Source organism: Bdellovibrio sp. HCB274 (genome assembly GCF_047306075.1).
In the GTDB taxonomy this organism is placed as follows: Bacteria; Bdellovibrionota; Bdellovibrionia; order Bdellovibrionales; family Bdellovibrionaceae; genus Bdellovibrio.
Map to the genome: position 1 here is coordinate 780552 of NZ_CP178623.1, position 23050 is coordinate 803601.

21 protein-coding genes are annotated in these 23050 nt (G+C 47.4%); 14 read left to right on the plus strand and 7 right to left on the minus strand.

What is annotated here, in order from left to right; genetic code table 11:
* The first annotated feature begins 128 nt into the window (after window positions 1-128).
* The 4 genes from ACLWNV_RS03890 (at window position 129) to ACLWNV_RS03905 (ending at window position 6765) form a co-directional block, all read left to right on the plus strand.
* Window positions 129-1505 carry a mannose-1-phosphate guanylyltransferase/mannose-6-phosphate isomerase gene (locus ACLWNV_RS03890; protein ID WP_413586587.1) on the plus strand — a complete coding sequence of 459 codons (1377 nt, stop codon included), beginning with the start codon at window positions 129-131 and terminating at the stop codon, window positions 1503-1505.
* A 150-nt stretch (window positions 1506-1655) separates the two neighbouring features.
* Window positions 1656-2243: a hypothetical protein gene (locus ACLWNV_RS03895; protein WP_413586588.1), complete on the plus strand. Its 588-nt coding sequence runs from the start codon at window positions 1656-1658 to the stop codon at window positions 2241-2243.
* Window positions 2221-3159, plus strand: a complete 939-nt coding sequence (locus tag ACLWNV_RS03900) for an HTTM domain-containing protein (protein WP_413586589.1) — start codon at window positions 2221-2223, stop codon at window positions 3157-3159. Before ACLWNV_RS03895 ends, ACLWNV_RS03900 begins: the two co-directional genes overlap by 23 nt.
* Before the next feature lie 291 nt (window positions 3160-3450).
* Window positions 3451-6765 (plus strand): hypothetical protein, encoded by a 3315-nt coding sequence (locus tag ACLWNV_RS03905; protein WP_413586590.1) that lies wholly within the window; start codon window positions 3451-3453, stop codon window positions 6763-6765.
* Between the two features lie 64 nt (window positions 6766-6829).
* Here ACLWNV_RS03905 and ACLWNV_RS03910 read toward each other — a convergent pair whose 3' ends face one another.
* Window positions 6830-8380, minus strand: coding sequence for an acyl-CoA dehydrogenase family protein (locus ACLWNV_RS03910; protein ID WP_413586591.1), 1551 nt, complete (start codon window positions 8378-8380; stop codon window positions 6830-6832).
* Between the two features lie 131 nt (window positions 8381-8511).
* Here ACLWNV_RS03910 and ACLWNV_RS03915 point away from each other — a divergent pair, with 131 nt between their 5' ends.
* Complete coding sequence (locus tag ACLWNV_RS03915; protein WP_413586592.1) at window positions 8512-9381, plus strand: S1 family peptidase; 870 nt, start codon at window positions 8512-8514, stop codon at window positions 9379-9381.
* Window positions 9382-9516: 135 nt separating this feature from the next.
* Window positions 9517-9819, plus strand: coding sequence for a hypothetical protein (locus ACLWNV_RS03920; protein ID WP_413586593.1), 303 nt, complete (start codon window positions 9517-9519; stop codon window positions 9817-9819).
* 1 nt (window position 9820) lies between these two features.
* Here the strand turns inward: ACLWNV_RS03920 and ACLWNV_RS03925 are convergent, their stop codons facing one another.
* Entirely contained in the window at window positions 9821-10903 is a 1083-nt protein-coding gene (locus tag ACLWNV_RS03925) for an outer membrane beta-barrel protein (protein ID WP_413586594.1), read from the minus strand.
* Between the two features lie 161 nt (window positions 10904-11064).
* Here ACLWNV_RS03925 and ACLWNV_RS03930 point away from each other — a divergent pair, with 161 nt between their 5' ends.
* The gene (locus ACLWNV_RS03930) at window positions 11065-12039 is read left to right on the plus strand and encodes an HD-GYP domain-containing protein (RefSeq protein ID WP_413586595.1); all 975 of its coding nucleotides are present in this window, start codon (window positions 11065-11067) and stop codon (window positions 12037-12039) included.
* 18 nt (window positions 12040-12057) lie between these two features.
* Here ACLWNV_RS03930 and ACLWNV_RS03935 read toward each other — a convergent pair whose 3' ends face one another.
* The 3 genes from ACLWNV_RS03935 to ACLWNV_RS03945 form a co-directional block, all read right to left on the minus strand.
* A complete protein-coding gene (locus ACLWNV_RS03935) occupies window positions 12058-12348 on the minus strand; it encodes a CsbD family protein (RefSeq protein ID WP_413586596.1) in 291 nt (96 codons plus the stop codon).
* A 2-nt stretch (window positions 12349-12350) separates the two neighbouring features.
* The gene (locus ACLWNV_RS03940) at window positions 12351-12767 is read right to left on the minus strand and encodes a CBS domain-containing protein (RefSeq protein ID WP_413586598.1); all 417 of its coding nucleotides are present in this window, start codon (window positions 12765-12767) and stop codon (window positions 12351-12353) included.
* A gap of 76 nt (window positions 12768-12843) precedes the next feature.
* The gene (locus ACLWNV_RS03945; protein WP_413586599.1) at window positions 12844-13416 is read right to left on the minus strand and encodes a hypothetical protein; all 573 of its coding nucleotides are present in this window, start codon (window positions 13414-13416) and stop codon (window positions 12844-12846) included.
* Between the two features lie 133 nt (window positions 13417-13549).
* On the opposite strand from ACLWNV_RS03945, the gene ACLWNV_RS03950 reads away from it, so the two are divergent.
* Complete coding sequence (locus ACLWNV_RS03950; RefSeq protein ID WP_413586600.1) at window positions 13550-14230, plus strand: murein L,D-transpeptidase catalytic domain-containing protein; 681 nt, start codon at window positions 13550-13552, stop codon at window positions 14228-14230.
* 43 nt (window positions 14231-14273) lie between these two features.
* A complete protein-coding gene (locus ACLWNV_RS03955; protein WP_413586601.1) occupies window positions 14274-15989 on the plus strand; it encodes a glycoside hydrolase family 13 protein in 1716 nt (571 codons plus the stop codon).
* A 251-nt stretch (window positions 15990-16240) separates the two neighbouring features.
* Here ACLWNV_RS03955 and ACLWNV_RS03960 read toward each other — a convergent pair whose 3' ends face one another.
* Entirely contained in the window at window positions 16241-17374 is a 1134-nt protein-coding gene (locus ACLWNV_RS03960; protein WP_413586602.1) for an FAD-dependent oxidoreductase, read from the minus strand.
* Between the two features lie 128 nt (window positions 17375-17502).
* Between ACLWNV_RS03960 and ACLWNV_RS03965 the strand changes: the two genes are divergently transcribed.
* A complete protein-coding gene (locus ACLWNV_RS03965; protein ID WP_413586603.1) occupies window positions 17503-18066 on the plus strand; it encodes a TetR/AcrR family transcriptional regulator in 564 nt (187 codons plus the stop codon).
* 1 nt (window position 18067) lies between these two features.
* On the opposite strand, the gene ACLWNV_RS03970 is transcribed toward ACLWNV_RS03965, so the two are convergent.
* Window positions 18068-18763 carry an alpha/beta fold hydrolase gene (locus tag ACLWNV_RS03970; protein WP_413586604.1) on the minus strand — a complete coding sequence of 232 codons (696 nt, stop codon included), beginning with the start codon at window positions 18761-18763 and terminating at the stop codon, window positions 18068-18070.
* 130 nt (window positions 18764-18893) lie between these two features.
* Between ACLWNV_RS03970 and ACLWNV_RS03975 the strand changes: the two genes are divergently transcribed.
* The 4 genes from ACLWNV_RS03975 to ACLWNV_RS03990 are packed head-to-tail and all read left to right on the plus strand — an operon-like array spanning window position 18894 to window position 22960.
* On the plus strand, window positions 18894-19199 hold the full coding sequence (locus tag ACLWNV_RS03975; RefSeq protein WP_413586605.1) for a GNAT family N-acetyltransferase: 306 nt from the start codon (window positions 18894-18896) through the stop codon (window positions 19197-19199).
* Window positions 19200-19228: 29 nt separating this feature from the next.
* The gene (locus ACLWNV_RS03980) at window positions 19229-20143 is read left to right on the plus strand and encodes an AAA family ATPase (RefSeq protein ID WP_413586606.1); all 915 of its coding nucleotides are present in this window, start codon (window positions 19229-19231) and stop codon (window positions 20141-20143) included.
* The gene (locus ACLWNV_RS03985) at window positions 20079-21020 is read left to right on the plus strand and encodes a DUF58 domain-containing protein (protein ID WP_413586607.1); all 942 of its coding nucleotides are present in this window, start codon (window positions 20079-20081) and stop codon (window positions 21018-21020) included. The genes ACLWNV_RS03980 and ACLWNV_RS03985 overlap by 65 nt, the downstream gene beginning before the upstream one ends.
* Window positions 21017-22960 carry a transglutaminaseTgpA domain-containing protein gene (locus tag ACLWNV_RS03990; protein ID WP_413586608.1) on the plus strand — a complete coding sequence of 648 codons (1944 nt, stop codon included), beginning with the start codon at window positions 21017-21019 and terminating at the stop codon, window positions 22958-22960. The genes ACLWNV_RS03985 and ACLWNV_RS03990 overlap by 4 nt, the downstream gene beginning before the upstream one ends.
* Window positions 22961-23050 lie beyond the last annotated feature (90 nt).

The following is a 23050-nucleotide window of genomic DNA, read 5'->3' on the forward strand; positions in this document are numbered from 1 at the left end:
TACTGTAAAGAGGCTTTAAACTCTACTTTTGAAGTAAAATAACCTATGACATCCCGGGCCAAGCGGGGTAGGGAATACCCTGTTTTTAGCTCTAGTGTTAAGATGTTTCCCCAATGTTCGGAGGTCCTATGATTCCTGTAGTATTATCTGGTGGAAGTGGCACGCGTTTGTGGCCGGTTTCCCGTCAGCAAATGCCAAAACAATTCTGCACGATTTTTGAAAAACCGCTGCAAACCATGACCCTGGAAAGATGCCAGAAAATGGGCACTCCATGGATTGTGACTTCCAAAGCGTTGCAGAATCTGACCGAGATCAATCTTCAAACAAACAAGATGAACGATGTGCGCGTGGTTTACGAGCCTTATGGCAAGAACACGGCACCTGCGATCGCAGTGCTTTGCAAACTTTTGGATTTGCAGGGGCTGGGAAATGAAATCGTGGGGATTTTTCCTTCGGATCATTTGATTTCCAAAGAACAGGCATTTTTGAAAGTCGTGAATTTCGCGGCCTCCGTTGCCAGCACCAACAAAGTGGTCACTTTGGGGATCACACCTTCCTATCCTGAAACGGGTTATGGCTATATTCAGACCAAAGCCGTCAGCCTTAAAGAGGTCGACGGATTGAAAGCTTATTCCGTGGTTAAATTCCACGAAAAGCCAGCTCTAGAAAAAGCGAAAGAGTTTTTGACTCAGGGAAGCTTCAGCTGGAATGCGGGAATCTTTGTGTTCAAAGCTTCGCATATGATTTCTTTATTTGAAAAATTGCAGCCGGAACTTTGGGCGACAGTTTCAGCATTGAAAGCGGATGCTTCCAACCTGGAAGAAATCTACTCCAATGTTCAGGGCATTTCGATCGACTATGCAATCATGGAAAAACTGGGCGGCGATGAGCTGGCGTGTATTCCTTCAGAGTTCGGTTGGAACGATGTGGGATCGTGGGATGCAGTGGCTTCCTTGCAAAAAGGGCAGGACGTGTTGAACGTCAAAGGCCATGGTAACTTTGTATTCGGCGATCCGGCGAAAAACTACTCAGCCATCGGTATTGATGATGTGATCGTCGTCGACACGAAGGATGCATTGATGCTGGTTAAAAAAGGCCAGTCTCAGGATGTCCGTTATGTGGTTGAATCATTGGCTCAACAAAAGTCCTCGCTGGTAAAAGAGCATGTCTACGAATATCGCCCTTGGGGATATTTTGAAATTCTAAAAGATACCGAGTTCTTTAAATCAAAAGTGATTCGAGTGAATCCTCACTCGCAATTGTCTTTGCAAAGCCACGCTAAGCGCGAGGAGCATTGGACCATCACGCAAGGCAAAGGCGAAGTGGTTTTGGATGATAAGGTGATTCCGGTGAAAGCTGGATCCCATGTGCATATTCCACTGGGCGCGAAACACCGTATGCGCAACAACTCTGACGAGATGCTGGAGTTCGTGGAAGTGCAGCTCGGTACTTATTTTGGCGAAGACGATATTGTTCGTTATCAGGATGACTATCAAAGAAAATAAGAATCAAGTACACGATGTCCGCAGCCCACTCGAAAAGTGGGCTTTTTTGTTTCTGCTGTCCGATTTGTAACAGATATTTCAGGATTGCAAATTGCCCCCGAAGCTTCCGCTCCAGTAACTTCCGTCTGCTAAAAAACAATGGGAGAAAATATGGCACGTTACTGGGAACGGGTGAAACTCGTAGCGATTTCCGGCTTCATAGCCTTTAATCTGATGATCATAATGACAGCGTCATTTCCTGATCGCAGTGAATTGGGGCGAAGAATTCTGCGAACCTTTGGATACTATATTGATGTCGTGGGGCTGGAGCAGCCCTGGAGTATGTTTGCTCCCAATCCGATGTCCTTAAATTCCTATGTCGAAGTCGAAATTCTATTCAAAGACAAGAGTGTTGAAAAGTGGTCACTGCCACGGCCCACGCAGATGGATGGTTTCTCGAAGGTGATCGGTGGTGACCGTTATCGCAAATTCACCCAAGAGTATCTGATGCCGGAAAAAAACGAGGAGATCTGGTTTGATGTCGCCCGCTATGTGGCAAGAAATGTAAATCAGATCGAAGCGGCGGGACGCAAGCGTGAAGTCGAAAAGCTTCAGTTTTATCGCTACTACAACTATGTGCAGGATCCGAACAAGTTCTTTGTTCGTCATGGTGATATGAGCGGTAAGTACGAACGCGAAAGTGTTTTCTATTTCTATCCAGCAAAAAAGGAAAAGTATGAAATCAGCCACAATAATTAAAGCGATTCAGGACTTCTTTTTTGAACCTCAGCCAGTAGAGCATCTGGGCCTGATGCGTGTCTTGTTTGGCATGCTGCTGATTTTTAACTGGTACATGATTTGGAGTTACCTTGATGTGTTTTGGGGAGTCGATGGTCTCGTAACTCTGAAAACATCCTTGGAGTATGGCTCTTCATGGCGTTTTAGTTTGTTTGATCTGATGCCGAACGATCCCCGCGTTCCTGCTTTGCTTGCGATTGTTAATTTGCTTGCAGCGATCGGAGTGAGTTTGGGTTTGTTTACGCGAACTTCGATGATTGTGGCGTATCTAACTCTACTGTCCTTTCAGAATCGAAATGATTTTATTCTGAATAGCGGAGACATCGTTTTGCGGAATATTTTATTCTTCATGATGTTTTCGGCGGCTGGTAAAGCTTATTCGTTGGACCGCTGGATTTCCAGAATTCGCTATGGAGTCACGGCACCTGCTATGGCAAGACCCTGGGCGGTACGCTTGATTCAAATTCAGTTCTGCGTGATTTATATCGCGACGGTTCTGTTTAAAATCAAAGGCAATCACTGGGTGGATGGTACAGCGGTGTATGTAGCAACTCGTCTGGATGAGTTTGTGCGTTTCCCAGTGCCTTTGTTGAACAATCTAATGATAATTAAACTGATGACATGGTCTACTCTGATCGTGGAGTTCGCGATGGGAACACTGGTTTGGTTCAAGGATTTAAGATACTGGGTACTGTTATCTGGCATAGGTCTTCATATCGGAATTGAAATTGTGATGAGCATTCCAATGTTCGAATGGGTGATGATGGTAACGATGCTGGCCCTGGTAGATCCGTTCGATTTTAATAAGGCAGAACGGTGGATCAAAAATCATCTGTTGAAATATCGTTATCGTTTCAACAAGATGCGGACAGCATAAAGTAAAAATACTTTACACAGCAAAATCTAAGAGGCCGTGCGTAATGAGCGCACGGCCTCTTTTTTTGCGTAAAATTTGTATCGCTACAGAGAAGCAATTAATTAAAGTTCGGAAAATTACAATTGTTTTCATAGCCATTGTATTGGGCTCCAAATAACTTCCGATGAAATTTCATGGATCATCACGTACAAAACAGGAATTTGTTGGAAACTTAACGGAATCTTGTTCGGAACGTTTGTGAAGGCCTGTGATGTTACGGAGAGAGAGAGAGAAACAACATTTGGAGGAACGATGAGATCACGTAAGAAATTAGTTTTCGTTGCGGGAATCTCGTTACTGGCAAATCCGACATGGGCACAAATGGCGCAGCTACAAGCTCCACCAAGAGTTGCCGACAGCGTGAAGGAACAGCTGCGAAACGAGAAGGAAAATCCCGGTCAAGAAGATACGGCCAAGGATGCAGTGGCCATCACGCCAGACGGAAAAATCCGTATTGGTGTGAATCAAAAAAAGAAGATCGAAAAGGGTGGATTCATCAGGAATGACTTGCCCAAGGAATTCGTAGGCCCTTCGAGTGGCGGCTCGAAGGGAAATACCTATGGAGGAGACAAAGGATCGAAAGGCTCCACTTTTGGGGGAGATAAAGGCTCCAAGGGTTCTACCTTTGGTGGTGACTACGGTTCTGAACGCGGTGGCTTCGATACCAAAGGAGACAAAGGTTCGAAGGGTTCTACGTTTGGTGGTGATCACGGCGACAAGGGTTCTAAAGGTTCAACCTTCGGCGGCGACAAAGGTAACTTTGGTGATCGCGGTAATCGCGGTGACAAAGGCGACAAAGGAAACTTAGGCGATCGTGGCAACTTTGGTGACAAAGGTGACAAGGGTAACTACGGCGATCGCGGCAATCACGGTGATAAAGGCGATAAAGGTAATTTCGGTGATCGCGGCAATCGCGGTGATAAAGGCGATAAAGGAAATTTCGGCGATCGCGGCAATCACGGTGATAAAGGCGATAAGGGTAATTACGGGGATCGCGGCAATCACGGTGATAAAGGCGATAAGGGTAATTACGGGGATCGCGGCAATCACGGTGATAAAGGCGATAAGGGTAATTACGGCGATCGCGGCAATCACGGTGATAAAGGCGATAAGGGTAATCATGGAGATCGCGGCAATCGCGGTGATAAAGGCGACAAAGGAAACTACGGCGATCGCGGTAATCACGGTGACAAAGGCGACAAAGGTAATCACGGTGATCGTGGCGACCGTGGTAACCACGGCGACAAAGGTGATAAAGGCGATCGCGGCGAACGCGGTAGCTACGGCGATAAAGGTGACAAAGGGGATAAGGGCAACCATGGGGATCGTGGTGAGCGTGGCCATAAAGGCGATCATGGAGATCGTGGCGAACGCGGACACAAGGGCGATCATGGTGAGCGTGGATCCAAAGGCGACTACGGAACTTCGTCGTCATATGGGACATCTTCTTCCTACGGCACATCTTCTTCTTATGGAACGTCGTCCTCCTACGGGACTTCTTCATCCTATGGAACAGAAGCTACTAACGGAACTCCATCAACTTCGACAGACGGCAATCCTTCAACGTCAACAAACGGTTCGCCATCTACATCTTCCACAGGTGTGACTGAGACGAACACAGGACGAACGGGTACTCGCGGAGATGATCCGGATACAACGAGCACGTCTAGCAGCAGTAGCAGCTCTTCGTCTTCAAGCAGCAGTACTTCCACAAGTACCGAGAGCACTTCAACTGAAAGCAGCTCAAGCACTTCCACCTCTACTGGGGAAAAGAAAGAAAAGAAAAACAGATTCAAAGCAAAACTTGAACCTCTGTTCCATTTGGCTTTCGATTTTGGTACGTACATTGTGAACTTGACGCCTCATGAAATTCCTCAGCCAGCTGCTGTGGGAGTTGCATACGACGTTCCTTCACAACAAATTTTGAAAACAGGCGACTACCGTGACGGTTTCCAAAAAACAGTTTACGGCAGCATTGAAGTGGGTATCGGAGCTCAGGTTAGATTCTGGTTCGATAATGCCACTGGATTGCTGGACTACTTCTGGGGATACGTAGGCGTATTGCCTGTCGTGGGTAAAGCAACGGCATCAACTCGCTATGCAAGCACTTTGGAAAAAGCCAAAGCGATGGGTGGTCGTTGGTCAGTTCCTAAGAATGCATCAGACCTGAACTCGTGGGACGCTGGTGACAGCATCACTTACGTCAGTTACGGCGGCGTGATCTTCCTTGCGAACGCAGGATTTGGTCCGGTCGGGATTGGCACCGCTAAGTTGGCGCGCGGTTCCTGGGAAACTTACGTGGAAAAAGTCGGCGATAATATGGCCTATGTGAAAATGACAAGTGGTAAACTTGATAACTTGTCCATCTTTACGAGCGTGTCGATTATGTCGATCGGAAAAAACTACTTCAATTCAGCGGATGACGGGTTCTCGTATCTGTTTGACTTGAGTACGGATACGGGCCGCAAGGCTTACGAAGATATGATTCGTGGTAACTCGTATGCAGCTGAACAGTTTGCTACGAACAAACCAGCGAACTTGGTGGAAATGCCGCCTGTGACAAAAGTTCTGACATTCAGAACTGTTTCTACGGGTACAACTGTCAGCAAAGCATTTGCGATTCCAATTATCTGGGACCGCGTGTTCAGCAAAGGCCGCGTTCAGTCATTCACGACGTCGGATTTACATGTTGAAAGAAATACGGCACGTGTTCACTACGGTATTTACAACGAGTCTGATGACTCCAGATTCTGGTTCAAACATAGAGAAGAAGACTTTATGTTCACAGGCGCAAAATACACGCTTGAAAACTGGGATAACAAAGAAGTCTATACGGGTATGTTCGGTACTTACAGCTTCGCCTTCAGACATGAAGCAAGTAATGACGACAGACTTCGTAAGGGCTTAAAAGAGCTGGTACGTAAAACAGGCTTGAAACGTTTGATGATCGGTATCCCGGATAACTCCGCATTGGGTTACACAGGTGTCGAGTTCAACGCCAAAATGGGTGAGGATAACACTCTTCGTCTGATGACGGCAGGACAACGTTTGAGCGAAAATCAATTTACGGCACTGGGGCTTAAATTGCATGATCAGTACTTCGATCGTGGCGGAGATCCTTGGGACATCTGCAAGTTCGCAGGCTGCCAAATCAAGCAACGCAATCTAACAATTGCCGGTATGTCTAAAATGTGGCGTGCCCTTCAGGACATGAGTCGCAATATGACGGGTAATCCAAAAGCGTTCTCTCTGGCATACGGTCAGTTTGGTGAGGGTATGGCGACAAATCCATTCACTTATCAGGCAGCGATCGCACTGGCTGGTCCGGGCGTTCTGATCGACTTCCTGGTTGAGGGTACTAGAATCTCTATGTACTACAAACAGTGGGTTACAGATGCGGATGGCAAATGGGTTCCATCGGATAAAATGCCGGGATCAGATATGATTCCGAAGTTTGATCCAAGAACTCGCCACTCGAAAATCCGTGGTATCGTAATCGGAAACAATCCCGGGGATGTTATGCCTGGGGATTCAATTCCTCTGATGCAACCAATGGCGTTCCAATAGAACTCCAGTAAATGCAAAAGAAAAAAGGCCGTTGATGATCTCAACGGCCTTTTTATTTATGTTCTTAAAGCTCGTATTCAGTTATCAGGGATTCACTCATTAAATCCCCGGTAAGCAGGGCAAGCTGTCGCGCGTGTCGCTCCCATTCTTCTGTTGCTGATTTTTGCAGTGTACCGATCAGCGTTTCAAACTCATTCCATTTGGCCATGAAGGCCGGAACAGAACTCTTGAATGCTTTTGTGGATTTCAGATACTCCAGCAATACCGGCAGGGATTGCTCTTTTTCAAAAGCTCTTAACATATCCAAAGAAAGCACGTTCGTCGTGCCTTCCCAGATTGAAAACACCTGGGCATCGCGAATCAAACGCGGAAGACCTGTGTCCTCGACATAACCCGCACCACCGAACATTTCGACGACTTCGCTGGAGGTATTGATGGCTTTTTTCGCAGTGTAAAGTTTAAGAACCGGAGTCAGCGTTCGCAAAAGTATGCGCTCTTTGGCGTTAATCTCTCCGACTTCGTCTTTCCCTAAAAGGTGAGCGATGTGAAAACTAAAAGCAAAGCAGCGGCGGAAATCGTCTTCCAGCCAGCGTAATGTTTCCTGATGCAAAGGATGATCAATCAAAAGTTTTCCAAAGGCTTTTCTTTTACGCGAATAACTTTGCGCCAAATCCAAAGCGCGACGGGCATGTCCCAAAGCACAAATCGAATTATAAATACGTGTGATATTCAGAACGCTTGCGATTTTTTTGATACCGTCACCTTCGCCGCCGACCAGTCTTGCCGGAGTACCTTGCAAACTTAACTCTGCAGTGGGTAAAGCCTTGGTTCCCAATTTGTCTTTAAGACGATGTATCTGAATATGGTTCAATTGTTCCTGGTCATTGCGCAATTCCAAATAGAACAGGCTTAAACCTTTTGAACCTGCGGCAGCGCCATCCGGTCGCGCCAATGTTAAGGCCATTTGCGAAGTCGTCGCTGATGTAAACCACTTGGTTCCATGGAGTGAGTGTGTCGCAGCAAATCCGCTTTCACCGGTAAAAGCATGGGCATCTGTCGAGGTGCCACTGACGTCAGAACCACCAGTTCTTTCGGTCATCCATTGTCCTGCAGTCCAAAAGTTTTTTGGGTCACGGGAAGTCAGATGGGGAATTGCGCGGGCTTTCAGCTCGGGCGTACCATAAAGTTCAAGAGCACGGGCTGCGCCATCGGTCATAGCTAGCGGGCATGAAAATATTGCCGAGCTTGGGGAATACAGATAGAGCAAAGCCATCTGATAAACACGCGAGAAAGATCCGTATTTGCGTTCGTATGCTGTGGCAACGATGCCTTCCTCTGCCGCGATTTTTTCCAAGGACTTCCATCCTGCAGACACGCGGATGTCGTCGATTCTGCGTCCCCAAGGATCAAACGGCACATGCACGGGCGGATGTGCTTCGGCATCTTCAGCAAATGCCAGCATGTCGGTCGCGGCGCGATTTCCCAAATGATCAAGGTGTGTGAATACCTGCTTTTGACAGTCTGCCGGGAGAATTTTTTTCAAGAACTTTTGAAGAAGAACATCGGACTGGAAAGTGTTCGTTAGGCTGGGCCCATCTTGATAAAAGTTTTTCATGGTTATAAGTGTAGGCTGCTCTGTGTGACGGTACAACTGTCGTTCTGGGTTGGATCTGCTTTTTTTCGATTTTCATTGCCGTTTGTTCGATCCCTTCATATATAGGGCGCAAACATTCAGGAGGGGCGGCCGTGTCTCGATTTTTAATTGCAGTTCTATCTTTGGGAACAATGGTTTCCTGCTCGATCAATCCCGGTCACTCGATCAACTCCACTGGCGCCCGTATCATCAACGGGACTGAGGTCCAGGAGTCAGATGCTATCGCTCCTCACATGGTATCCGTTTATAACGTCGATACGAATGCGATTTGCACAGGCACTCTAATCGCTCCGCAAATCGTGCTAACAGCAGCACACTGTGTTTCAGGACAAAAAAGAGATATCAAAGTGGTATTCGGTCTGAACATTGATGAGTATCTGGGGGCGCGTGAGCCTGATGTTCGCGAAGCTTATGTTCATAACGTCAGTGACATCAAAGTTCACCCTCTTTGGGATCTGCAAAAGAACGAAGAAAAAGAAGACGACTGGCATGACATGGCTGTTGTTAAATTCAAAGGTGAAGCTCCAGAAGGATTCACACCTGCTGAATTCTTGCGTGACCTGACTGTTTTGCAACCGGGTGTTACGGCTTATGTTGCTGGTTACGGTGTGAACCTGGTTGAATCCCGACATGTTCAAGCTGGTGAGCCATTGAAGTTTGGCGAAGAAGCAATCTGTGACGAACAAGGTTGTGTCTATCTTAAGATTTCTGGCGAAGGGCAGTTGCGTTGGGCCAGTGCTCCGATTGCGACTTTCTCGGAAACAGAATTGCGTTTGAACGAGGAAAAAGCAGGGACGTGTGGTGGTGATTCCGGTGGACCGGCGTTTGTTCTTCATGAAGGAAAATACCAGTTGTTTGGTGTAACCAGCCGTGGAAGCATTTTCTGTAACTCGGTGGGTGTTTATACGATTGCCTTGAAGCTTTATGACTTCCTAAAGCCAGCAGTCGAGAGCCTGCAGTAATCAGGGTTAAATATCGTCATCTGTCGATTTTTTAACAGGTACTAGAGGGGCAAAAGCCCCCTTTATTTGTTTTAAAGACGGCAGGCAACTTGCAACTCCCAAGGCATTATAAGCCACGCAAATTGTGAGGAAATTATGAAATTCATGACTCTATCGATTCTATCTTGTTTGATCACCGTTTCAGCCTCAGCCAGCGTGCCAGGCAGAATCACCTCGAAAATCGATTCCCAGAAAGCAGAAGTGCAATTGCGCGGAGCCAAAGCCGGTGATCGCGTAAGCCTGATGGAAGAGATTTGCGAAGGTCCCAAAGTCAAACTTTGCCGTACTGAAAAAGTCGGCGAGGCCGTGGTTTCAAAGGTTATCAACTCCGAGACTTCTGAAATCACAGTCGAAGGAAAACAACCTTTGAAAGAAACTTTTTTGATCGAAAAGCAGTAGTTTAAAAGTAAGCAATAGCGCCCAGAGTGATCATCGTCGAACGATCCGTGGGCGTGCCATCAGACTTCTTCATGATTTCCTGATCTGCCTGATCCTGACGAAATTCCAAGTAGCCATTTAAGTTGTCAGTAAGCTTGTATTTATCGCCAAGCGACCAAACCTCAACCTTGTCAGCTCCAGGATAGAAAGCATCCGTGGTCCCATTCAGGTTGTCCAACTCTCCAGCTCCCAGAATATTTTCATAGCGCAGACCAAATGTGTGTCGGCCCATTGAGTATGCAAACTGCGCTGACAAGGATTGGGTATAGCTTTCGCTGGCGCCATCAGGTGTCTGTGAACGGGAGTCATAAGTTACAGAGCCAGTGAACTCGTCACTAAATTTGTAGGTTGTCCAAATGTTGGCGGTGGATTTCGCAACACTGGTGCCCGGTATAAGTGTGGAAGCATCTTTTCCTGTATAATAACCTGCGAACCACAAAAATCTTCCGGCAATTCCCGTTGCGGAAAGCTCGCTGGTTTTCGTGGAAGCCATATCATCGCCGTATTGATTGTAGGCGCTGCGATTGTAAGAACTTAACGTCACCGCAAGCCACTCGCCGGGATTGTATTTAACCCTTACGCCTTCATTGTATCCAGGCACGATGCCTTGATAGGCGACAGTGTTTTGATAAAAAATATTCTCAGCACGCATTGCTGATTCAAAACCCAGGGTTGAGCACAGGCGCCCAAACCCCAAAGACCAGGCAGCATCCAACTTGTAGTAAATCTCTAATTGATCAAGAGTGCCGAAGCTGTTTTTACTGGTGCCACTGGGAGTGGTGACTTCAATGGGCATGTACATCAGGCGCGCATAAAAGGACAACTGGTCGGTTTCCTTTTTCAAAATGACCTGGGCACTGTTGAAACGAAATTGTTCGTCCAACGCTCCCGAGGATGCCGGGTACGGGTTATTTCCCGAAGACATAAAGTTGTATTCAAAAGCAGCTTCACCTTGAACTGTAATACCGGAAAGGACCTCGTCAGCTTGCGCAGTGATCGGCATGCTTGTGCTTAGGGCAACAAGTGCGGTGATCATTTTTTTCATGGAGGATGTATCGGACAGAGTGGGCCTCACATTCAATTCTAAAAGGTCCTATCGCTATAGGTCGGGCTTTACACCGTCTCAGACTAAGATTTGGCATGGCTTAGGTCCGGGCTAAGAGTAGACTCATGTTCATTCCCTAAAGCTCAGGGTACAATTGAGGAATGACAGATCCTCAGCCAAAAATGATTATGGTAGGGGTAGAGCTCTTTACTGAGAACTTTCCACTTCCTGCAGACGTTTATACAAGACTCCCTTCCGGTCAGTATCTTTTGGTCGGTAAAAAAGGTGAGAAAAGTAATTTTCAAAGCTTGCACATGACTGCGCAAAAGAAGGCAGAGCTTTATGTGCGTGGATCTGACTATGACACTGTTATTCAGTTCAATCTTGCCCTGGCCAAAACCGCGGTCAGCAAAGCGCAAGTACCCACGAATTTAAAATTAAACCTGATTACCGGTTTGGCGGATTCTGCGATCAATGATCTGGTCGAGCGCAAAATCGTTCTGGGATCCTACGAGCGAGTAAAACAACTTTCAGGATTTATCAAAGACACTGTTTCCCAGGTTTCAGAAGTGGATAAACTTTTGGATCTTTTAAGCAAACTTCCAAAAGACAGTGCCTCTCACGGCATGGCGACTGCGGCGGTGTCTTTATTGATATGCGAAAAAATGGAAATTCACTCCAAGCCGACTTTGGAAAAGGTCGCGTTGGGTGCGCTTTTACATGACATCGGAATGAAAGAGATTCCGGATGCAGTTCTAAAAAAGCCCCGTGCAGATCGCACGATCGAGGAAACAACTCACTATGAATCACACACCATGAGAGGTGTCGAGATGCTTCAGGAGTTGCGGGAGATACCTTCCGATGTTCTGGCAATTATTCTTGAGCATCATGAAAACGCATTGGGTATGGGTTACCCTCGTCGCATTCGTGACATCAAAATGAATCCGCTTGCACGTATTGTGGCGGTTGCAAATTATTTCATGGAGTTGTTGCACGACTCTACCGGAGAACATCCCTCGATGTCGCCAGAGGAAGCCATTCATTATATGGAAGTCACTTTGGGACAACCTTTTAATAAACAGGCCTTCTTGGCTTTAAAAGACATCGTCTATTCCCACCGCCGGGCCGCTTCTTAGTTTCGGCCCGCAGTTTGATCAGTGACGGTCTTCTTTGGGAGGATGGATGTCACTTTCCAGGCTGGTGTGATTGACCTGCTCTTCACCCAGGTTTTGATCCGGATCCGTATCAGTCAGTGAGTTCTTAAACTCCAAATACTTTTTTGCGGCCTCTTCCTGAGAGAGTCCATAGGTCCTTTGGAGTTGGCCTTCCAACTTGGTCAGATCACCCTGCATGGTTTCGATTTCATCATCTGTAAACCGACCCCACGCACTTTTGATCTTTCCTTTCAGAATTTTCCAGTCACCCGTGAATGTATCTTTGTTCATGGTCACACCTGCGCCACATGGGATAGCAGATCATGGGAAATGTTTTTATTCTGTCCGCGGGTGGCGATGTCGCCCAGGCTTAGCATTCCAACCAGGCGTTTTGATTTGTTAACGACGGGAATGCGACGAATTTTACTGCGGATCATTTGTTGAGCAGCGACTGCAAGATCCTCATCATCAAAGCAATAGTGAATGCCCTGACTCATACATTGTTCAACACGGGTTGTTTTGGGATCCAGACCGTCAGCCACCACGCGAATCGTGATATCACGATCCGTGATCATACCAACCATCTTGTCATCACGACTGACCGGCAAGGAGCCATAGTTGTTCTTTTGCATCATTAAAGCGGCCTCTTGAACTGTTCGACTTGCATCGATGACGTCGGCACGAGGGCGCATGATATCTTTGACTTTCATAACGACTCCTTTGGTTGCTCCCAGAATACTCCGGGAGCGAAACTTTGAGCGTTAGAAATAAATCAGGGATCGTACCTTAGGGCTTGGCGCAAACGCCTTCTTTTTGACAATCGCGCATGTCAGCACTGAATTCATGCAGTTCACGCAAAGTGTAGCCAAGCTCTTGGTCGTAACCTTCGCTAACACTGCCTAATTGGCCGATAGTGATGAAGTCCTTGATTCCTTCAAACCAAGCCTGATCGTACATCTGACCTGTTGAAGTGGATTTGAAATATACTGTGGCGTTGGAGCGGATCACTTTAGTAAAGCGATTGCGCTGATCCAGGGCTTTTTGCAAACCGCCGCTCAGGCTTTTCCAGCATTTTACTTCACCGATGCGGATGACCTTTTGAGATTGAAGATCGAAAACCACGATATCAAGTTCACCGATAGTGCGAGTCGTGTCGCCATAAGCTATACCAACTTCAACCACGTATTGAGGAGCAGGGAACTGTTTTCTAACATCCAGGCGCGCGATTTCTTCGCAAATAGCACCGGAATCTTCATAGCTGCGGGGAACTGATTTAAGAGCTTCAAAGTCCTCTGTCCAGTTTGCCGCAAAAAGGTTTAAGGAAAAAAATAAGGCGCTTAAAAATACCGTTAACTTCATAATCCCCTCCGAAGTGCCCCATAGATCGCTGAGCCCTGCAATTTGTTCAAGGATTTACTCCTTAAACATTAAATGTGCGGCGCAACATAGATAGTATGTTGAATTTATTACCTGCGCTTTGTAATAGCACCCCATGTTTAAAAAAGTGATTCGTTTTCTGATTCCAGGCTTGGTTGCTATTTCTGGCTGTTCCGCTGTTGCGGGAGTTTTTCCCAATAAGGAAGACCGCTGGAGTTTCTATGTGAAACGTTTTGAACAGGTGGCATCCCGCGAATCAGATATTCCGGATGTGGCAATCGAAAGAACTGTGGAGTTCCTGCAAGGTAATCGCACCAGACTGGAAAAACTTTTGAACAACCGCAGCGTTGTGGTGATCAACGATTTTACTCAAGACAGTAATCGCGAGCGAATGTTCGTGGTTTATGTGTTTTTAGGTAAAGTGGAACGCTACAAGGTTGCTCATGGCATTGGCAGCGGTGAAGGGCCCCATGTTTATAAGTGCTCTGGGGCAACCGGTTCCAAGGCGACTCCACCGGGATTTTTGGTGGTGCAAAATGAAAACCGCAACTCCTCGTTTGGATCAGCTTTGTATATGGATGGTCTTGAGCCCCGAAACATCAGTTCCCGTGCTCGCGCAGTGGTGTTTCATCCAAATAAAACCGCTTCCGAGCGTGCCCTGATTCAGCGCAAGTGGGGATTTATCGATCTTAGCGAGGGTTGTGCTCAGCTGACCCGCGAAGACTACGCCAAGCTTAAATCCCGCGTTCAGGGTGGCAGTCTGCTTTATAACTTTTGCCCTGAAGATAAACGGTAATTCGCTGCATTCGCTTGGACTTCAATAAAAATTGAAACTATAAATGTCCTTGTACAACATCGTTGAACAAGGACCTGCTATGACAACTGCTTTGGCGCCCAAAAAAATCTGGTGGAAAGAATCCGTCGTATATCAAGTTTACCCTCGCTCATTTAAAGATTCCAATGGCGACGGGATCGGGGATCTTCAAGGTCTGATTTCAAAACTGGATTATTTGAAACACCTGGGCATTGATGTCATTTGGATCTGTCCAATGTTTAAATCACCGATGGACGACAACGGTTACGACATCAGTGACTATCAAGCCATTCATGAAGAGTTCGGCTCCATGGCTGATTTCGATTTGCTTCTGAAAGAGTGCCACGCACGCGGCATTCGCCTGATTTTGGATTTGGTCGTCAATCATACCAGCGACGAGCATCCTTGGTTCATTGAATCCCGCTCTTCTAAAGACAACAAGAAACGCGACTGGTACATCTGGCGTGATGGCAAAGACGGCAAAGAGCCCAATAACTGGGAAAGTATTTTCAGTGGCTCTGCCTGGAAGTATGACGAGCTGACCAAACAATGGTTCATGCATATTTTCTCTGCGAAACAGCCGGACCTTAATTGGGAAAACAAAGACATGCGCCAGGCGGTCTATGACATGATTCGCTGGTGGTTGGACCGTGGCATTGACGGCTTCCGTATCGATGCTTTCAGTCACACGCGCAAAGAACCAGGGTTGGCGGATATGCCAAATCCTAAGAATCTTGAATACGTTCCTTCTTATTCCAAACACATGAATATCCCGGGAGTTTTGGACTATGTTCAGGACATGGCTCAGAACACTTTTAATCACTACGACATCATGACTGTCGGTGAGGCCAATGGTGTAAACGCCCAGCAGGCGGAAGAGTGGGTGGGGGAATCCAGAAAACGCATGAACATGCTGATTCAGTTTGAACACGTCGGCTTGTGGGATACCAATCCCGATCAACGCTTTAACATGGCGGATTTAAAACGCGTGTTTAATAACTGGCAAAAAGGTTTGGAGAATATCGGTTGGAATGCACTGTTCGTGGAAAATCACGACGTTCCCCGCATCAACTCCAAGTGGGGCGACAACAAAAACTTCTGGCGTGAGTGCAGTACTTCTATTGCCACGATGTACTTCCTGATGCAGGGGACTCCGTTTATTTATCAGGGACAGGAAATCGGAATGACCAACAGTCATTTCAACGGACCTGAAGATTTTAACGACGTGTCGGCAAAAAACTATTTCGTGATGAAGCGTAAAGAAGGCCGCAGCGATGCGGATATTACTGCCGAGTTGAATCACACATCCCGTGATAATGCGCGCACTCCGATGCAATGGGATTCCTCTGCCAATGCGGGTTTCACGACTGGTACGCCTTGGTTAAAAACGAATCCTAACTTTAAGCAGATCAATGTGGCTGCGCAGATGGAAGATCCTGAATCGATTTTGAACTATTACCGCCGATTGATTCGTTTGCGCCGTCAGCATGAAGGTTTGATTTACGGCTCGTTTGATCTAGTGGCTGCTGATAACAAAGATGTTTTTGCTTATACCCGTACGTTGGGTTCCGAGAAGTATCTTGTTGTTGCTAACATGACTCGGAATGAGGCTCGTTGTGATCTTGGGGCTTTGGTTGTTCAGCCTGAATTGCTTTTGCTTTCCAATATGACGGTGACGGAGCATGGGGTTGAGCACGAATTGAAGCTTCGTCCTTTTGAGGCTCGGGTTTATAAAATTTAAATTCGTTTGTAAAATCGGGGATTGAAGGAGCCGAGGAGATCTGCCTCGGCTTCGTCTTTTTTGGGGTGGCTGTTCCGCGACACGCCATCCGGGCTCAGCCGTGGCCCGTCCTCCTTCGCTAAAGCTGCGGCGGGACGGGTGCGCGCCGTCGTGGCGCCCACGGAGGTCGCTGCACATCCATCCCAAATCCGCCGTATCCGAGTCAGCTCTCCTCGGCTCCTTCAAAATTTCTTTGTTCAAAACTTCTTTTTTCAAACTTCTCTGAAGAAGTTTAGTAGGCTTTGGGGGGCGTTGGGGCCGAATAGGATTTCGTGGATTCTTTGGGCTTCTTTGGTTTCGGTTTGGCTTCGGGGGAATAGGTCTTTTTCGTAGGTTTCTAGGGCGGCTTCGATGTTGTTTGGATTTGCTGCTATGGCTTTTCCTAATTCGGCTCCGTCTAGCATGGCTAGGTTTGCGCCTTCGCCTGAGGGGAGCATTAGGTGAGCGGCGTCTCCGATCAGGGTTACACCGGAGACTCTGGGCCATTCGTAGTTTGTTGGTAGAGTGTAAAGTGGGCGGGCTACAGGAGTTGATTCTCCGTCGGTGATCAGGGCTTTTAATTCTGGGGCCCAGTTTTGGAATTCGTTGGCTATTGTTGTTAGGGCTTGAGCTTTGTTTGTGAAGTCTATGTTGTTAAACCACTCTGCGGGTTTGTTTAAAGCTACGTAAGTGTGCAGTACGGCGTTGGGTTCGCGGTGGGCTAAGATGCCTTTGCCTTCGATGATGGCGAAAAGGGAGCCTGAACCTACGGCTTTTGCGCTGGCCGGGTGGCGCGTGTCTGCGTCGTGAAGATAGGTTTCGATGAATGCGGTTCCGCTGTAGGTGGGCTTCACGTCGCGAAGTAAGGGGCGAACTTTTGACCATGCGCCTTCCGCGCCGACCAGCAAATCTGTAGTGATTGTTGTTCCGTTTGCAAAGTTTAACTGGTGCTTACCCTGTCCCAGTGGGGTGATGCTTGAAATTTTGTGTCCCCAAACCACGGTGCCCTCAGGCAGGGATTCAAGCAGAATACGGCGAAGCTCGCCGCGTTTTACTTCGGGGCGGCCGCCGGTGCCGTCATCGGGACTATCCAGCAGAACGTTTCCATTTTTATCCAGCACGCGGGAAGATTGTCCCCCCGGCATTATCAACTCCAAAAACTTATCGTGAATTCCAGCATCTTTTAATGCGAGCTGACCGTTGTGATCATGAATGTCCAGCATGCCACCCTGGGTTCTTGCGTTTGCGGAGACCTCGGCTTCATAGACGACCGATTTGATCCCGTGAATGTGCAGGACGCGGGCTAAGGTTAAACCACCAAGGCCGGCACCGATGATTGCGATGGGAGTATGAGTTGTATTAGGCATATAAGTTCCTTTATCTGTACCTATAATACGCCACAATGCATTAAACTTATAGTGACTTAAATATTTTATGGACTAAAATAATGTGAAAAGGCCGTAAAATCGCGGCGAGGACCTGGGGGCGTGTAAATATGGGATTACGAGAGCTTAAAAAGAAGCAAACCCGCAAAGCTATTTCAAATATGGCGACACAGTTGTTTATTGAACGTGGCTATAACAATGTCACCACGGCCGAGATCGCAGAGCGTGCCCAGGTTTCAGTGCCAACCCTGTTCAACTATTTTCCTACAAAGGAATCCCTGGTCTTTGATGAAGATAAAGAAATGGAACAGGATCTCCTGAATGCGGTTTTGAATCGCCAGCGTGGGCAAAGCATAACCGACGCTTTGTTGGAAATGGGACTTGCCAGCATTGAATCAATCAGTCGGGAGCAAAGAAAACAGTATGCGACTTTCATGAAGCTGATCGAAAGCACGCCAGAGCTTAGTCTTTATTCAAAGCAAATGTGGATGCGCCATGAAAAAGCACTGGCCCAGCTTATTAAGAAGGAATCTAAAAAGAAGATGGCACCGATTGAAGCCGAGGCCGTCGCTCATTTTGTTTTGGATTCATTTTATCGCGCTATGGGAGAGAAGAATCCCACGACAGCTTTGAAAAGTCTTTTCAAGATACTTAAGGAAGGCATGAAGATTTAAGTCAGTTCAGCGCGAGTGCTGCCATTAGGATGGCGTTGAGTTCTTCTGGTTTTTCCAGGGGGATGAAGTGGCCGGAGCCTTCGATGATGTAGAGGGTGGAGCGGGGGATAGCACGTTGGAAGGCTTCTACTTTTTCTAATGGGGTGATTTGGTCCTGGGCTGCGCCGATTAAAGTGATCGGGAAGCGCAGGGAATTCAGGGACATTTTTAGATCCATGCGGTGGAGTGTGGCGTTGAGTTGATTCAGATACATCTCGGTATTATTTCCCGCCGCCATTTCCAGAATTTGGTTTCGGATCGCTTCGTTGTTTAGCGCGTCTTCGTGGATGTAGTGTTTAAGTGCTTTGGGGCTTAGGCCACCAAAGGCTACTTTTTTTAAGGTGTTGGCGGTTTGCACGCGGGCCTTGAATTCGCTGTCGCTAAAAGGACAGCCGGTGGCGCCAATCAGAATTAATTCTTCCACCCGGTGGGGGAAGCGGGTGGCGAACACTTGCGCGACATAGGCCCCCATGGAAAATCCAATGAGTGTCAGCGGAGTGGTAAAGGATTGCTCTATCTGCTCCAGCATCTGGTTCAGATTTTCAGAATGCCGTAGGTCCAAGAACTTGCAATCTTGGGAGGCAAGTATATCTCTTTGGTGTTTCCAAAGACGATCGTCGCAAAGAAATCCCGGAAGGCACACGATGGATTTTGACATATGTTAATGGTAGCAGAATTTGGATGTGAGCCGCAATCCAGCTCTGAGATATTTGACAAGCTTTCTAAAAGGAATTTGCTCAAAAATAGCGGACCTAAGCATTATGGAGAATGTATGAAGGAGTGGTGAAATGAACATTCGTCATGATCTGGCCGGGCAGCGATTTGTAACAAATGTCCAAGGCGGGGATGCTCATATCCTGTATCGTAGAGGTCCGAACAATTCCTATGATCTTTACGCTACATATGTCCCTGTGGAGTCACGGGGCCAGAACATCGCGGACCTTCTGGTTCGAGAAGCCATTCGCACTGCTAAAAGTGAACAGGTCCAGATCGTGGACACTTGTCCTTATGTGGCAAGTTGGTTCAGAAAGCATCCTGAGGAGAGCAAAATTCTGTCGAAAGAATCCGGGGATTCGATCATTCAGGTGTTTTAACAAACAAATCTATGATGTACGCTTGATTCATGAGCAAAAAGTTTCATGAATTGATTTCCGAAGCATCCAAAGTCGTGTTGGATAAAGACACCGAAGTACGTTTGGCTATCACTTGTCTGTTAGCTGGTGGTCATCTCTTGATTGAAGATATGCCCGGCGTGGGCAAGACCACTTTGGTTCAAGTCCTGGGTCGTCTGACCGGATTAAAAACTCAACGCATACAATTCACGATCGATCTGTTGCCAGCGGATGTCTTAGGCAGTCAGATATTCAATCCCCAGGAACACAAGTTTTCATTTCATGCGGGTCCCATTTTTGCGCAACTGGTGATGGCCGATGAATTAAATCGCGCCAGCCCCCGCACGCAAAGTGCTCTGTTGCAGGCTATGGAAGAGGGTGAGGTTTCGGTTGATGGAATGACTTGGGAGTTACCGCGACCGTTCTATGTCATCGCGACCCAAAATCCCCATCAGCAAACCGGCACGTTTCCACTCCCAGAAAGTCAGCTGGATCGTTTTTTGATGAGTCTGGAATTGAATTACGCTTCCAAAGGTACGGAAGTGCGAATTCTTCAGGGCGAAGACCCCCGTGCGATTATCAAACGCATGACTTCTCTTTTTGCTGAAGGGGAGTTTGAAGCCGCAATTAAATCCATCGAGAAAGTAAAACTGTCTGAAACTGTTGCAAACTATATTGCCAATATTTTGGAAGGTTCACGTCGCGAAGGTTTCGACGGGGCACCTTTATCCACGCGCTGTGGAATGTCTTTGGCAAGGGCAGCAAAAGCCTGGGCCTTTTTGGATGAGCGGGACTATGTACGTCCCGAAGATGTGCAGGCAGTATTGATTCCGGTTTTAGGGCACCGCTTAGGAGGCAATCATGGCATCAAACGTGGTCGAGAGTGGGCTGCAGTTCTTCAGAAAGCGACGCCAATCCCGCTCTAAAAAATCGCGGACCTATATTTTGCCAACTGGTTTTGGAATGGCCTTCGGTCTGATGGGACTTGTTTTATTTTTCATGGCCGTGGGTTATGCGAACAATTTGATTTACATATTCTTCTTCTTTTTGATTTCCATTGCCGTTACCGGAATGGTGGTTACTAATCGCAATGTGGATGCCGTGCATTTTGATAAAGTTTTATCGGGTGACATCTTTGCAGAAGAGCCGGGACGAGTACGTGTACAGGTTTCGAATAAGTCCAATTCCACCAGTTACGAAATTCAAGTCGTCTTTAATCGCAAGGACAAAGATTCTGCAACTACGATGGTAGAAGCGGATGATGAAGCCGTATTCTCCATTCCCTGGTTGGCAGCAAAACGCGGAGTGCAGATACTGCCGGCATTAAGAATTCAAGGGGCTTATCCTTTTGGACTCTTGCAGGCATGGAAGCAGATAAAAAATCCCGGTACGGTTCTGGTTTATCCGGCCCGCACCGGAATCATGGAGTTTCCCCTGGGCTCGGGAGCGGATTCTGTGGCGGAGAGCCTGGGTCTTTTTTTAAATCATAAAATCTATCAATCCGGTGATCCCGTTCGACGTATTGACTGGAAAGCCAGTGCGCGCCGAAATGAAGTCCTGATTAAAAAGTTTGAAGAACCAGAAAAGCCGGCTTTGAATTTCAGTTGGGAACAAACTGAATTTCTAAGCGACGCGGAGGCGCGCCTTTCGCAATTGGCATTGTGGATTGATCAGGCGGAAGTGCAGAACTATGTGTATTCCCTGCATATGGGGGCGATACAAACTGCATCCGGCAAGGGACGGGAACACTGGCGCCGTTGCCTGGAGATTTTGGCTCTTACGAAAACAAAGGATCTTGCGTGAGAAAAGAATTTTTTGCGCAAACCTTTTTCAGTCTGGCCATCGTCATCGCGATGCTGATGGTGGCGGTGGAAGTCACGCCGTGGGTTTCGTTTTTAAGCATGGGAATGCTGATTTGGAAGTGGGGTACTGAAAAGTATCATTGGCAGGGGCTATCCCGCCGTTTCACGTCCATTCTAAGTATATTGTTGTTGGGGCAGGTACTATTTCAGTATCGCACCATTGTTGGTCAGGAGCCATCTTACACCTTACTTTTGGGTCTTAGTGGTTTGCGCGTGATGGATTACTCGACCGAGCGGGATCACCGCTTTGTTTCGTTACTGGGATTTATCCTGATTTCGGTCAAAGCATTATTCAGCATTGATATTTACTGGATCGTGCCCTCTATTTTTGCTTTCTGGGGAATTTGGTATTCGTTACTGCCACAAAACCTGCAGAACAAAGAACGCGTGCTGGGCAGGATCTTTTTGTTGTCCGTGCCTTTGGCCGTCATTTTGTTTTTTGCGTTTCCGCGTGTGGTGATTCCCTGGGCGATGTCGCGGGGAAGTACCTATGGACAAATCGGTTTCACGGATGAGGTGAATCCCGGAAGAGTTGCAGAAATTGCTGGCAGCTCGCAGCTTGCGTTTCGCGCCAAGATCGATAAGCTGCCCTTTGATCATTCCCGAGACCTATACTGGCGGGGCTCAGTACTGACTTCCACGCGAGGTCTGGTATGGCGGCCTACTCCGTTTGGGACAAGACCTGAGGAAGTCATGACCGGCAAGGGCTCGGTGTCTTACGAAGTGGCGATTGAGCCCACTTCCCAAAACTTTCTTTTTGCACTGGAAGGAACACAGGTCCTTACACTTGAGGCAGGCAAAGTCACAAATCTAAGTCATGCCGTATTCAGAACCTCACGCCCGATTGTTTCGACGTTGGTGTATCAAGGGCAATGGGTGCGCGACTATCAGGATCGCAGCAAGCCCACGGATTTGGATTTAAAAATTCCAGAACTGAAAGGACGGGTTTTGGAATGGGTGACTGAAGCGAATAAAAAGTCCTTAAGCACAGAAGGTCGACTGGAGTTGCTGAAGAATTTCTTTTTGGATAACAAATTTGTCTATACATTAAGCCCCGGCACCTATGGTGCTAATGATCTTGAGAGTTTCTTATTTGAGCGCCGACGGGGTTTTTGTGAACACTTTGCCGGAGCCTATGCCGTGTTAGCCCGCGGATTGGGAGTTCCCGCCAGAGTTGTCGTCGGTTATCAGGGTGGCAAGTACAATCCGATCGGAAACTTCTGGCGTATTGCCCAAAGAGACGCCCATGCTTGGGCAGAAGTCTATGATGGTTCTTCCTGGAAAAGAGTGGACCCCACTTCGTGGGTCGCGCCCTTGCGTTTGGTCATTGGGGCCGAGGATTTCTTTGGATTGTCAGAATCAGATCAGGAAGTATTCGCGCGACAGATCGATTGGCGTCCCAAAAATCAGGGCACGCGATTATGGTGGGACCGCGCAACTTTCTTTGTGGAAGATATGAATTACCGTTGGAGCTATTTCCTGATGGAGTTCGATCGCAGTTCACAGGATTCTTTTTTCGCGCTGCTGGGGCAGTATAAGCTTCTAAGTTTTGTGGCCATTAGTTTTGCGGTGCTGTTGTTTTTCGTGCTGGTTCAGAATTTGTTTAAGACGCGGGTTTATCTAAGCCCCGAGCAGTCTCTTTTAAACTCTGTTCAGGAATGGGGACATAGTCATAACCTGCACAGGGCTGCCAGTGAGTCGCCTTTGCATTATTTTGATAGAGTTGCCGAAAGGTTCCCGGGGTTAACAGAAATTCTTAAGCGCATCAGTACCTATTATGATCAAAGTAAATACGCCGGAATTCAAAACGCTGATAACCCGGATTTACTTAAAAAGCAGTGGATGAGGGAATCCCGAAAAGCCAAAGAGATGAAGCCCTGAAAATGGAAGTGGGTCTGACGTATCAGACCCAGCTTCGGACGATATCTATGTTTGGCAGGATTTATTTTTGCCAGATTCAGATTTATCCTT

Excerpts from the sequence above, each read along its gene's own strand:
- ACLWNV_RS03890 (WP_413586587.1), top strand. The coding sequence starts at position 129 with ATGATTCCTGTAGTATTATCTGGTGGAAGTGGCACGCGTTTGTGGCCG.
- ACLWNV_RS03895 (WP_413586588.1), top strand. The coding sequence starts at position 1,656 with ATGGCACGTTACTGGGAACGGGTGAAACTCGTAGCGATTTCCGGCTTC.
- ACLWNV_RS03900 (WP_413586589.1), top strand. The coding sequence starts at position 2,221 with ATGAAATCAGCCACAATAATTAAAGCGATTCAGGACTTCTTTTTTGAA.
- ACLWNV_RS03905 (WP_413586590.1), top strand. The coding sequence starts at position 3,451 with ATGAGATCACGTAAGAAATTAGTTTTCGTTGCGGGAATCTCGTTACTG.
- ACLWNV_RS03910 (WP_413586591.1), bottom strand. The coding sequence starts at position 8,380 with ATGAAAAACTTTTATCAAGATGGGCCCAGCCTAACGAACACTTTCCAG.
- ACLWNV_RS03920 (WP_413586593.1), top strand. The coding sequence starts at position 9,517 with ATGAAATTCATGACTCTATCGATTCTATCTTGTTTGATCACCGTTTCA.
- ACLWNV_RS03925 (WP_413586594.1), bottom strand. The coding sequence starts at position 10,903 with ATGAAAAAAATGATCACCGCACTTGTTGCCCTAAGCACAAGCATGCCG.
- ACLWNV_RS03930 (WP_413586595.1), top strand. The coding sequence starts at position 11,065 with ATGACAGATCCTCAGCCAAAAATGATTATGGTAGGGGTAGAGCTCTTT.
- ACLWNV_RS03935 (WP_413586596.1), bottom strand. The coding sequence starts at position 12,348 with ATGAACAAAGATACATTCACGGGTGACTGGAAAATTCTGAAAGGAAAG.
- ACLWNV_RS03940 (WP_413586598.1), bottom strand. The coding sequence starts at position 12,767 with ATGAAAGTCAAAGATATCATGCGCCCTCGTGCCGACGTCATCGATGCA.
- ACLWNV_RS03945 (WP_413586599.1), bottom strand. The coding sequence starts at position 13,416 with ATGAAGTTAACGGTATTTTTAAGCGCCTTATTTTTTTCCTTAAACCTT.
- ACLWNV_RS03950 (WP_413586600.1), top strand. The coding sequence starts at position 13,550 with ATGTTTAAAAAAGTGATTCGTTTTCTGATTCCAGGCTTGGTTGCTATT.
- ACLWNV_RS03955 (WP_413586601.1), top strand. The coding sequence starts at position 14,274 with ATGTCCTTGTACAACATCGTTGAACAAGGACCTGCTATGACAACTGCT.
- ACLWNV_RS03960 (WP_413586602.1), bottom strand. The coding sequence starts at position 17,374 with ATGCCTAATACAACTCATACTCCCATCGCAATCATCGGTGCCGGCCTT.
- ACLWNV_RS03965 (WP_413586603.1), top strand. The coding sequence starts at position 17,503 with ATGGGATTACGAGAGCTTAAAAAGAAGCAAACCCGCAAAGCTATTTCA.
- ACLWNV_RS03970 (WP_413586604.1), bottom strand. The coding sequence starts at position 18,763 with ATGTCAAAATCCATCGTGTGCCTTCCGGGATTTCTTTGCGACGATCGT.
- ACLWNV_RS03975 (WP_413586605.1), top strand. The coding sequence starts at position 18,894 with ATGAACATTCGTCATGATCTGGCCGGGCAGCGATTTGTAACAAATGTC.
- ACLWNV_RS03980 (WP_413586606.1), top strand. The coding sequence starts at position 19,229 with ATGAGCAAAAAGTTTCATGAATTGATTTCCGAAGCATCCAAAGTCGTG.
- ACLWNV_RS03985 (WP_413586607.1), top strand. The coding sequence starts at position 20,079 with ATGGCATCAAACGTGGTCGAGAGTGGGCTGCAGTTCTTCAGAAAGCGA.